The following is an 11,197-nucleotide window of genomic DNA, read 5'->3' on the forward strand; positions in this document are numbered from 1 at the left end:
TGGAAGGTTCTTTTTTAGCTGAGGCGTTGAGGACCAGCGCGGATACCCTGCAGCTGGCTGATCCAGACCGGAACGCTAAACGCGGCCTGAGAGGTAAAGTGTGCGTATGTCACGCGACTTACTGTCGCGGGCGGAGTGCCTTCCTGCGTCAGCATCGCGCTGAGCGTATTCAGTAACGCAAGATGGTGCGCCTGGATTGGCAATGGCTCTTCGGCAACGGGCAACGCCTGAGGCGCCATGGCAAAAGAAAGATGGCGGATAACCGTACGAATGGCATGTTGATGCCAGTAATCGACGGTAAAATTTGGGCGGCGATTAGTCGCTTCCAGCAAAGCAAGCTGGCTAAAGTTAACTTTAGCGCCTTGATCGTGATTGCTGGCGGTCGCCTTCGCGGGGGTATTAGGTTCAGCAGCATTACCGAGCGCGGGCAGGCCAAAACTAGCCGCGACCATCCCCAACAGGAGATGCGGCCAGAAGTACCGTCTGCCTAACTGTCGCCAGCGCGTCAGTATTCCACTCACGTTATTGCCACCTGATATACCCTGCGTTTGGGGTTACAAATGCAAAACCATTTTTTGCGCACAAATCTTACCATTAATGCGTTCGCACCACAGCAGTAATGACAGCAAGTCGCGGGTAAATATGCTTAAGAAAGCAGCGATCGAACGGTATTTTAATCTACCTGTGGGGAAAAAGTCGCTTCAGATAAGGTGGTTTGCACTCGGAAGATAAAAAAACGACTGGCTCACCTGGCCGGAGAGAGTGCCAGATTTACCAGTCGAATTTATGCGACAACGTATGTCGTTATGCCAGTACGGTCGATGGTGCTTTGAACGCCAACGGCAGTTCTGCATCGTCCTGGAAGGTCACATATTCCCAGGCTTCCTGTTTTGCCAGGACCGCCTGCAACAGTTTGTTATTCAATGCATGACCGGATTTATACGCGGTAAATGCACCAATAATGTTGTGACCACACATGAACAAGTCACCGATCGCGTCGAGCATTTTGTGACGAACGAATTCATCTTCAAAACGCAGGCCGTCTTCGTTCAATACGCGATAATCGTCAACAACGATGGCACAATCGAAGCTGCCGCCCAGGCACAGGCCGCGGGACTGCAGATATTCGATATCACGCATGAAGCCGAAAGTACGCGCACGGCTGATCTGACGCATGAACGCATCCGCAGAGAAGTTCATCGCGTAGCGCTGCGTGCTGGAGTCGATCGCCGGATGGTTAAAGTCGATGGTGAAATCCAACGTAAAACCATTATACGGCTTGAACTCAGCCCACTTATCGCCATCTTCGACACGAACGGTCTCTTTGATGCGAACAAATTTTTTGGCGCTGCTCAGTTCTTCAATACCTGCATCAAGCAGCAGATAAACGAACGGAGCGGCACTGCCATCCATGATCGGGATTTCCGGTGCGTTAACTTCAATAACGATGTTATCGATACCTAAACCCGCCAGAGCAGCATTAAGGTGCTCTACGGTTGAAATCCGTACATCATGCTCATTGACCAGACACGTACAGAGCATGGTATCACGCACAGATTTGGCATCGGCCGGGAAATCTACCGGAGGATTCAAGTCGGTGCGACGATAGATGACCCCGGTGTTGGCCGGCGCAGGGCGTAATGTCAGGGTGACTTTTTTGCCGGTATGCAAACCGACGCCAGTCGCCTGAACGATACGTTTAAGAGTCCTTTGTTTGATCATCGTATAATCTCGCCAAATTACCTATCCAACCGAAGTGTACTATACATTCGGTGGGCCAGTTTAGCACAAAGAGCCACAATTCCCAAATTCCAGCTAATTCTTAATCAGCTTGCTTACGCAGGAATGCTGGGATATCCAGATAATCCGGCTCTTTGGTGGTTTGCGGCGTATTGTCGTTAACCACTTTCGCTACCGGTTTCTGCTCTTGCGTCAACGGCGCCATGCCGTGCTGCTGGTAACGATCCATTACCGGCTGCTGTACCTGCTTGTTGGTCACCAGAGTGATTTCAGGACGTTTGTCCATACCAATTCCAGTTGCAACAACGGTCACGCGCAGTTCGTCGTTCATATCCGGGTCCAGGGAGGTACCGATAACCACGGTCGCATTATCCGATGCAAAGGCACGAATCGTGTTACCGACGGTTTCGAACTCATCCAGACGCAGGTCGAAGCCCGCAGTAATGTTGACCAGCACGCCGCGCGCACCAGACAGATCGATGTCTTCCAGCAGCGGAGAAGAGATAGCCATTTCAGCCGCTTCTTCTGCACGGTCTTCACCGCTTGCCACGCCTGAACCCATCATCGCGTAGCCCATTTCGGACATCACGGTGCGCACGTCTGCAAAGTCGACGTTCATCAGGCCCGGACGAGTAATCAGTTCAGCGATACCCTGGACTGCGCCTTTCAGCACGTCGTTCGCTGCGCCAAACGCATCCAGCAGGGAGATACCGCGACCCAGCACTTTCAGCAGTTTGTCATTCGGAATAGTAATCAGAGAGTCCACATGTTTGGACAGCTCGGTGATACCCTGCTCCGCGAATGCCATACGCTTCTTACCTTCAAAGTTGAAAGGCTTAGTCACGACAGCAACGGTCAGAATACCTAAATCTTTTGCTACTTCAGCAACCACTGGCGCTGCACCGGTACCGGTACCGCCGCCCATGCCAGCTGCGATAAACACCATATCTGCGCCGTCAAGCGCTGCACGCAGAGCTTCACGATCTTCGTCTGCCGCATTACGGCCTACTTCCGGGTTTGCACCCGCGCCCAGACCTTTGGTGATGCCGCTACCAATCTGAATGGTCTGTCCAACCGCCGTTTTACGCAACGCCTGAGCGTCGGTATTCACCGCGAAGAATTCAACACCTTCGATGCGCTCGCGCACCATGTGTTCAACGGCATTACCGCCGCCGCCGCCGACGCCGATGACTTTAATCACCGCGTCATTGGTAAGTTCCATAGGTTCAAACATAGTTTCTCTCTCCGTTGTGCCTGTCGCCTGAGACCGTTAATGTGCGTTGGTCTCTTTAAAAATTAAAACTCTTTTCGCAGCCAGCTATTGAGTCGTTTGATCCACGAGCCAACTGATGCCGTAACGCGTTTTTCTACTTCAGCCTCACCACTCAAATGGGATTCTTTCCCGTAGTGAAGCAGCCCCACTGCCGTTGAATAATAAGGCTCCTGGGCATAATCCGTCAGACCAGTGATATTCAGCGGTGCGCCAATACGTACTTGCGTATGGAACACGCGCTGTGCGCAGGCCGCAAGACCTTCAATTTGCGCAGCGCCACCGGTTAACACAATCCCCGCCGCCAGATGATGTTTCACACCCTGCTGGCGAAGCTGTTCTTGTAATTGCAAAATTTCTTCGTTGACCAGGTTGAGCAGCTCGGTATAACGCGGCTCAATGACCTCTGCCAGGGTCTGACGTTGCAGGCTACGCGGTGGACGACCACCTACGCTTGGCACTTCAACGCTTTCGTCTTTACCCACGATGGAGCCCAGCGCGCAACCATGACGCACTTTGATGGCTTCAGCATCGCTCGGCGGCGTACCAAAGGCATACGCGATATCGCTGGTCACTACATTCCCTGCATAAGGGATAACTTTAGTGTGGCGCAACGCCCCGCCAGTATAAACGGCGATGTCCATTGTACCACCACCAATATCCACCACGCAGACACCCAGCTCACGTTCATCTTCCGTCAACACGGAATAACTGGCTGCCAACCCGGCAAAAATCAGTTGGTCAACTTTCAGACCACAACGTTCAACGGCTTTGACAATGTTCTTCGCCATGTCGTTGTGGCAGGTAATAAGATGGACTTTTGCCTGCATACGCACGCCGGAAAGACCGACCGGATTTTTAATGCCTTCCTGGTAGTCGATGGCGTATTCCTGCGGAATAACGTGCAGAACACGATGTTCATCGCGAACGCGTACGGATTTTGCCGTATGTACCACGTTTTCCACATCTTCCTGCGTCACTTCCTCTTCGGAAATGGGCACCATACCAATTTCATTTTGACAGCTAATATGTTTACCGGAAAGTGCCAGATACACCGAGGAAATCTGGCAATCTGCCATCAGTTCAGCCTGGTCAATGGCGCGCTGTACGCACTTCACCACTGACTCAAGGTCATTCACCCCGCCTTTATCCATACCTCGCGATGGGCAACTGCCCACGCCAATGATATTGACCATACCGTCGGGCAGAACTTCCCCTACTAAAGCGGCTACCTTCGCGGTGCCAATCTCCAGTCCAACTACCAGTTTTCTGTCCGTCGCCTTGATCATTGTTGTTCTGCCTGTGCCTGATTCTGTTGCTGATTAGATTCCTCAGGAGGCAAGGGAACCCAGCCTACTGCCGCTCCTGAGTCATAACGCAAATCAACGTAGCTAATCCGTTTGCCATCGGTTTGCGCCTGCTGCTGTAAAACCGGGTAGAGTTCCACAAAGCGAGCCAAACGTTTTATCGTATCGCCCCTGCCCAGATTCAGCTTAATATCGTTATTCAGCGTCAACTGCCAGGAACGACGAGCGGTCATCGCCGCTTCCTTCAGGGTGAATCTATCCTTAGCCAGCACCTGCCCCATATCGCGGAACCCTTGCAACACTTCACTTGCGCTGCCTTCCGGTCCATACAACATAGGTAATACCTGCTTATTGGCCCGACCGGTTGGAACACTGAATGTATTTCCTTCAGCATCCACCATATGTTGGTCATTCCAACGCGCAATGGGCACATATTCAACCAGATGAATCTTCAATTCATCGGGCCATTGCTTTCTGACGCTCGCCTGTTTAATCCAGGGGAGGCGTTCAATTTGACTCTGAATGATATTCACATCCTGAGTCATAAAGGTTCCCGGAGCGCCCAGCGCCAAAATGGACTGACGAATATCGTCATTGCGCGTGTAATGTCGTTCGCCGGTTAACACCAGTTTCGATAAAGGCAAACGTTGCGCATCTTCCATCCATCCCAACACTACCCAGCCGCTGACAAACACGGTGCACAGCACTGTCAGCAGGAACAATATTCCTGCAAGACGCGTTCCATTATTGCGGCGTGAGGAGTTTACTTCTTCTTCATCACCGTTTCGCGTGTTCAGCGCAGCCTGCGACATATCAGTCCGCCAACTCCAGAATTCTTACCACCAACTGCGAGAAGCTCAGGCCCGCCTGACGCGCCGCCATCGGCACCAGACTGTGGCTGGTCATACCCGGAGAGGTATTCGCTTCCAGCAGATAAAACTGGCCATCGCTGTCCAGCATGACGTCAATGCGACCCCAACCTTTACAGCCCAATGTGGTCCACGCTTTCAGGACTAATTCCTGTAAACGGGCCTCTTGTTCGACTTCCAGACCGGCAGGGCAGAAATATTGTGTCTCATCAGAGAGATACTTCGCCTCATAATCATAGAAGGTTCCCGCAGGTTGGATACGTATTGACGGTAAAATTTCTTCACCAAGTATCGCAACTGTAAATTCCGGGCCACTGAGCCATTTTTCGATCAGTACTTCTTCATCATGCTGAAAAGCCAATGCTAATGCACCATGCAAAGCATTTTCTTCTTCAACTTTTGACATCCCTACGCTTGAGCCTTCACGGCTGGGCTTCACAATCAGCGGCAAACCTAGCGCAGAAATCTCCGTAACCACCTCATCATTAAGGCCTTTTTCGAACTCAGCGCGGGTCAATGCGACCCAAGGCGCGACCGGTAAACCAGCCCCCTGCCACAACAGTTTGCTGCGCAGTTTGTCCATCGAAATCGCAGAAGCCATGACGCCACTACCGGTGTACGGCAGACCAATCAGCTCCAGCATGCCCTGCAACGTGCCATCTTCACCACCACGACCGTGCAGCGCAATAAACACCTTTTGAAAACCCATCGATTTCAAAAGCGTGACATCGACCTCTTTTGGGTCAATTGGATGAGCATCCACACCACCTTCGCGTAACCCTGCCAGTACGGCCGCGCCGGAATTCAGCGAAACGTCACGCTCTGCGGAGGTTCCCCCTAACAGGACCGCGATTTTATCAGCCATGTTGTTCTTCCTCCGGGTTTTGCGGCTTCAGTTTGATTTCAGCTAAGGAACGCGCGATTTTGCCGATATTTCCTGCGCCCTGCACCAAAATCAGATCGTTGCCGGTTAATACCGGCGCCAGCATGTCTGCCACCTGAGCCGGATCGGATACCAGAATCGGGTCGATCTTACCGCGACCACGGATCGTACGGCACAGCGAGCGACTGTCGGCTCCTGGAATCGCGGCTTCACCCGCGGCGTACACATCCAGCATCAACAGCGCATCGACCTGAGTCAGCACGTTGGCAAAGTCGTCATACAGATCGCGAGTACGCGTAAAGCGGTGCGGCTGGAACAGCATCACCAAATTTTTGTCCGGCCAGCCCGCGCGTGCAGCTTTAATTGTGGCATCCACTTCCGTAGGGTGATGACCATAATCATCCACCAGCATCGCCGTCCCGGCTTTACCGTTTACCGGCTCAAGCGGGAATTCGCCGAGGAAGTCAAAACGTCGTCCGGTGCCCTGGAAACTTTCCAGCGCGCGCAGAATTGCGTCGTCTTCAATGCCTTCTTCTGTTGCAACTGCTACCGCCGCCGCCGCGTTCAGCGCATTGTGACGGCCCGGTGCGTTCAACGTCACGCGTAAATCGGCCATCCCCTGACGCAGCAGTGTGAAGTGTCCTTGTGGACCAATCTGCTGGTAATCTTCGACGCGCACATCAGCATCATCGCTGAAACCATAGGTTGTGGTTTGACGACCAACTCGCGGCAACAACTCGCGGATCACCGGATCGTCAACGCACATCACCGCACGACCATAAAACGGCAAGTTATGCAGGAAATTAATAAACGTCTGCTTTAAATTTTCGAAGTCGCCATGGTAGGTATCCATATGATCGGCTTCGATATTGGTAACAATCGCTACCATCGGCTGCAAATGCAGGAACGACGCATCGCTCTCATCCGCCTCCGCTATTAAATAACGGCTATGACCCAGACGCGCATGGACGCCTGCGGCCTTCACCAGACCGCCGTTGACAAACGTCGGATCCAGCCCCGCTTCCGCGTAGATACTGGAGACCATCGCTGTGGTCGTGGTTTTACCGTGCGTCCCGGCAATGGCGATACCGTGACGAAAACGCATTAACTCCGCCAGCATTTCAGCACGACGGATCACCGGAATGCGCGCTTCATGCGCCGCAACAATTTCCGGGTTATCCGCAGAAATGGCGCTGGATACCACCACCACGCTCGCATCGCGCACGTTTTCCGGGCGATGGTTGAAGAAAATCGTGGCGCCCAGATTCGTCAACTGCTGCGTCACCGGGTTCGGCGCTAAGTCAGAACCGCTGATCTGATAACCTTCGTTGGCCAAAACTTCGGCAATACCGCCCATACCAGCACCACCGATGCCGACAAAGTGAATGTGCCGAACGCGACGCATTTCGGGCACGATGGAACGCAGTTTTGCCAGTTGTTGTGTATTCATTCTTTAGCCATTAACTTCTTAGTTCATGCGATGCAAAAGGCATCACCACAATTACGCCCGGGCAGCCCGGCTCACTTCATTAGCAACGCGCTCTGTAGCATCCGGAATGGAAGCGGCGCGCGCACGTTCTGCCATGGTTAATAAGGTTTCTCGCGACCACCCGGAAAGGGTGTTAGCGACGGCATCCACAGTAAACTGCGGCTGCTCAAGAATTTTTGCGGCGCCCGCTTTCTCCAGCGGCAGCGCATTCCAGTACTGCTGTCGGTCTTTGTGCTGGAAAGGCACAAACAGCGCAGGCAAACCTGCGGCGGCAATTTCGCTTACCGTCAGCGCGCCGGAGCGACAAACTACGACATCCGCCCACGCGTAGGCTGCTGCCATATCATCAATAAACTCAGTGACCTTGTGCTGCGGTTGTCCCGCGTCGGCATACGCCTGTTCAACGGTTTGCTGCGCGCCTTTGCCACTCTGATGCCAGATAGTCACCGCGTCACCAAGCTTTGCGGCAACCTGCGGCATCGTCTGGTTCAATACGCGTGCGCCCTGAGATCCCCCGACGACCAGCACGCGAACCGGGCCTTCACGCCCCGCCAGACGCGCTTCGGGCAACGGCAGCGCCAGAACGTCGGTGCGTACTGGGTTACCCACCACTTCCGCATTCGGGAAAGCGCCAGGAAAAGCCTGCATCACCTTCGTTGCAATCTTCGCCAGCCACTTGTTGGTTAATCCCGCAATGCCGTTTTGCTCATGCAGGACAACCGGAATGCCTAATGACCAGGCAGCCAGACCGCCAGGGCCGGACACGTAGCCGCCCATCCCCAGCACCACATCAGGCTTAAACTGCTTCATGATGGCGCGCGCCTGACGCCAGGCATTAAAAATACGCACGGGGGCGGCAAGTAGCGCGTTGACACCTTTGCCACGCAAACCGGAGATGCGAATAAAGTCAATTTCAATGCCATGCTTCGGCACTAAGTCCGCTTCCATACGATCGGCGGTGCCCAGCCAACGAACCTGCCAGCCCTGGGCCATTAAATGGTGCGCAACCGCCAGCCCCGGGAACACATGCCCGCCGGTACCGCCTGCCATCACCATTAACCGCTTCGGTTGACCACTCATCGTGCACCTCGTGTAAACGCCTGGGCTTTTTCCAGACGCGTTTCATAATCAATACGTAACAAAAACATGATGGCCGTCGACATAATCAACAAACTGGAACCACCATAACTGATCAGCGGTAACGTCAGACCTTTTGTTGGCAGCATACCTGCTGCCGCGCCGACGTTTACCAGGGCCTGGAAGCTAAACCAAATCCCGATGGAGCAAGCTAAAAAGCCTGAAAAACGGTGGTCAATTTCCAGCGCTTTGCGGCCAATCGACATCGCGCGAAAAGCGACGAAGAATACCATTAAAAGTGCCAATACCACACCGATATAACCCAGCTCTTCCCCAATGATGGCGAAGATGAAGTCGGTGTGCGCTTCCGGTAAATACTCCAGTTTTTGCACTGAATTACCTAACCCCTGACCCCAAACCTCACCGCGACCAAAAGCCATCAGCGATTGCGTTAACTGATAGCCGCTGCCAAACGGATCTTCCCATGGGTTCCAGAAGGAGGTTACGCGGCGAATACGATACGGTTCGGCAAGGATCAGCAGCACCACCGCCGAAATCCCCATGCCGATAATGGCAATGAACTGCCACAGTTTCGCGCCAGCGAGAAACAGCATCGCCAGCGTCGTGACAAACAGCACCACCACCGTACCAAGGTCAGGCTGCGCCAGCAGTAAGACTGCCAGCACCAGAATCACACCCATCGGTTTTAAGAAGCCGCGCAGGTTATTACGCACTTCATCGACTTTACGCACCAGGTAGTTAGCGAGATAACAGAACAGCGACAGCTTGGTGAATTCCGCAGGCTGAATACGCAGTGGACCCAGCGCGATCCAGCGCGATGCCCCGTTAACGGAGCTCCCCACCACCAGCACGATCAACAACATGATGATCGAGGCGATCAGCATCGTCGTGCTGTACTTTTGCCAGAACTCCATCGGCAGACGCAGCGTCACCATCGCCAGACAGAACGCGAGGAAGATATACAGCGCGTCACGCTTAGCAAACAGGAAAGGATCGCCTGCCAGGCGTTGCCCTACGGGCATCGATGCCGATGTCACCATCACAAAACCGATCGCTGCCAGACCAAAAGTCAGCCACAGCAGCATGCGGTCATACATGATCAAGCTGTCCGCGTCTTTATCACGCGAAGCCATCACCCAGCCTTTAAGTGCCGCGAAGATCCACGCCAGGACACCCAGTCCCGGTACGCGCGGCATTTTCAGACGAGGGAGAGAGAAGCGCATCAACCCAACTCCTTCGCTAAACGGGTAAAGACGTCACCGCGTTGCTCAAAGTTCTTGAACTGGTCAAGGCTGGCGCAGGCTGGCGACAGCAGCACCATATCACCCTGCTTCACACGCGGTGCGAGCAGACGCATTGCCTGCTCCATGGTTTCAGTGTGTTCCGCAACCTCAGGACGCAGAGCAGCAAGCTGCGCGCCATCGCGACCAAAGCAGTACAGACGAATGTTGTCGCCAGTCAGGTAGCGTTGCAGCGGCATAAAGTCGGCGGATTTCCCATCGCCGCCCAGCAGCAGGTGCAGCGTACCGTCAACGTGCAGACCATTCAGTGCCGCTTCGGTGCTGCCAACGTTGGTGGCTTTTGAATCGTTGATCCAACGCACACCGTTATGATTCAGTACCAACTGGAAACGATGCGCCAGACCGGTAAAGGTAGTCAGCGCTTTCAGGCTGGATGCCCGCGGCAGACCCGCAGCATCCGCCAGCGCCAGCGCCGCCAGGGCGTTGGTATAGTTATGCTGGCCGGTAAGCGTCATCTCTTTCACGTTCAGGACTTTTTCGCCTTTCACCCGCAGCCAGGTTTCACCCTGCTGACGATTGAGATGATAGTCACCCATGTTGATGCCAAAGCTCACGCAGCGCTCATCCGCCCCGCGAATCGGCATGGTCAGCGCATCATCGGCATTAACCACGCACACTTTCGCATTCTCATAGACGCGCAGTTTGGCCGCACGGTACTGCTGCAAGCCAAACGGATACCTGTCCATATGATCTTCGGTGACGTTCAAAATGGTGGCGGCTACGGCCTGTAAGCTGGAGGTTGTCTCCAGCTGGAAGCTCGACAGCTCCAGTACATACAGCTCACGTTCGTCATCCAGCAGCATCAGCGCGGGCAGGCCGATATTTCCGCCAACACCCACGTTCACACCAGCCGCTTTCGCCATTTCTCCCACCAACGTGGTGACGGTGCTTTTCCCGTTGGAACCGGTGATCGCGACGATCGGCGCCTGCGCTTCACGACAGAACAGCTCGATGTCACCGACAATTTCGATCCCTGCATCAGCAGCGGCGCTCAGAGAAGGATGCGCCAGGGCAATACCAGGGCTGGCGACGATGAGATCGGCGGCCAGCAGCCAATCATCATTCAGGCTGCCAACATGACGCTCAACCGCTTCCGGCAATTTATCCAGGCCAGGTGGCGTTGCGCGGGTATCCATCACACGCGGCGTCACGCCACGCGCCAGAAAGAAATCCACGCAGGACAGCCCGGTCAATCCCAGACCGATAATGACGACTTTTTTACCCTGGTAATCAGCCATGA

10 protein-coding genes are annotated in these 11,197 nt (G+C 54.1%); all 10 read right to left on the bottom strand.

Going from position 1 to position 11,197, the window contains the following annotated elements:
- Nucleotides 1–14: 14 nt before the first annotated feature.
- Nucleotides 15–521, bottom strand: coding sequence for a secA translation cis-regulator SecM (gene secM / locus OGY08_RS08650; RefSeq protein WP_003829520.1), 507 nt, complete (start codon nucleotides 519–521; stop codon nucleotides 15–17).
- Between the two features lie 283 nt (nucleotides 522–804).
- Nucleotides 805–1,722, bottom strand: a complete 918-nt coding sequence (lpxC, locus tag OGY08_RS08655) for a UDP-3-O-acyl-N-acetylglucosamine deacetylase (protein ID WP_006686706.1) — start codon at nucleotides 1,720–1,722, stop codon at nucleotides 805–807.
- A gap of 100 nt (nucleotides 1,723–1,822) precedes the next feature.
- Entirely contained in the window at nucleotides 1,823–2,974 is a 1,152-nt protein-coding gene (ftsZ, locus tag OGY08_RS08660; RefSeq protein WP_003018753.1) for a cell division protein FtsZ, read from the bottom strand.
- Nucleotides 2,975–3,036: 62 nt separating this feature from the next.
- Complete coding sequence (gene ftsA / locus OGY08_RS08665; protein WP_003018755.1) at nucleotides 3,037–4,299, bottom strand: cell division protein FtsA; 1,263 nt, start codon at nucleotides 4,297–4,299, stop codon at nucleotides 3,037–3,039.
- A complete protein-coding gene (gene ftsQ, locus OGY08_RS08670; protein ID WP_003018758.1) occupies nucleotides 4,296–5,129 on the bottom strand; it encodes a cell division protein FtsQ in 834 nt (277 codons plus the stop codon). Before ftsQ ends, ftsA begins: the two co-directional genes overlap by 4 nt.
- A gap of 1 nt (nucleotide 5,130) precedes the next feature.
- On the bottom strand, nucleotides 5,131–6,051 hold the full coding sequence (locus OGY08_RS08675; RefSeq protein WP_032942366.1) for a D-alanine--D-alanine ligase: 921 nt from the start codon (nucleotides 6,049–6,051) through the stop codon (nucleotides 5,131–5,133).
- Nucleotides 6,044–7,519, bottom strand: a complete 1,476-nt coding sequence (murC, locus tag OGY08_RS08680; protein WP_003018763.1) for a UDP-N-acetylmuramate--L-alanine ligase — start codon at nucleotides 7,517–7,519, stop codon at nucleotides 6,044–6,046. Before murC ends, OGY08_RS08675 begins: the two co-directional genes overlap by 8 nt.
- Nucleotides 7,520–7,570: 51 nt before the next feature.
- Nucleotides 7,571–8,638, bottom strand: a complete 1,068-nt coding sequence (gene murG, locus OGY08_RS08685; protein ID WP_003829528.1) for an undecaprenyldiphospho-muramoylpentapeptide beta-N-acetylglucosaminyltransferase — start codon at nucleotides 8,636–8,638, stop codon at nucleotides 7,571–7,573.
- Complete coding sequence (ftsW, locus tag OGY08_RS08690; protein ID WP_003829529.1) at nucleotides 8,635–9,879, bottom strand: cell division protein FtsW; 1,245 nt, start codon at nucleotides 9,877–9,879, stop codon at nucleotides 8,635–8,637. Before ftsW ends, murG begins: the two co-directional genes overlap by 4 nt.
- The gene (gene murD, locus OGY08_RS08695) at nucleotides 9,879–11,195 is read right to left on the bottom strand and encodes a UDP-N-acetylmuramoyl-L-alanine--D-glutamate ligase (protein ID WP_125362735.1); all 1,317 of its coding nucleotides are present in this window, start codon (nucleotides 11,193–11,195) and stop codon (nucleotides 9,879–9,881) included. Before murD ends, ftsW begins: the two co-directional genes overlap by 1 nt.
- Between the last annotated feature and the right edge of the window lie 2 nt (nucleotides 11,196–11,197).

Source organism: Citrobacter sp. Cpo069 (genome assembly GCF_030332785.1).
GTDB lineage: Bacteria > Pseudomonadota > Gammaproteobacteria > Enterobacterales > Enterobacteriaceae > Citrobacter > Citrobacter portucalensis.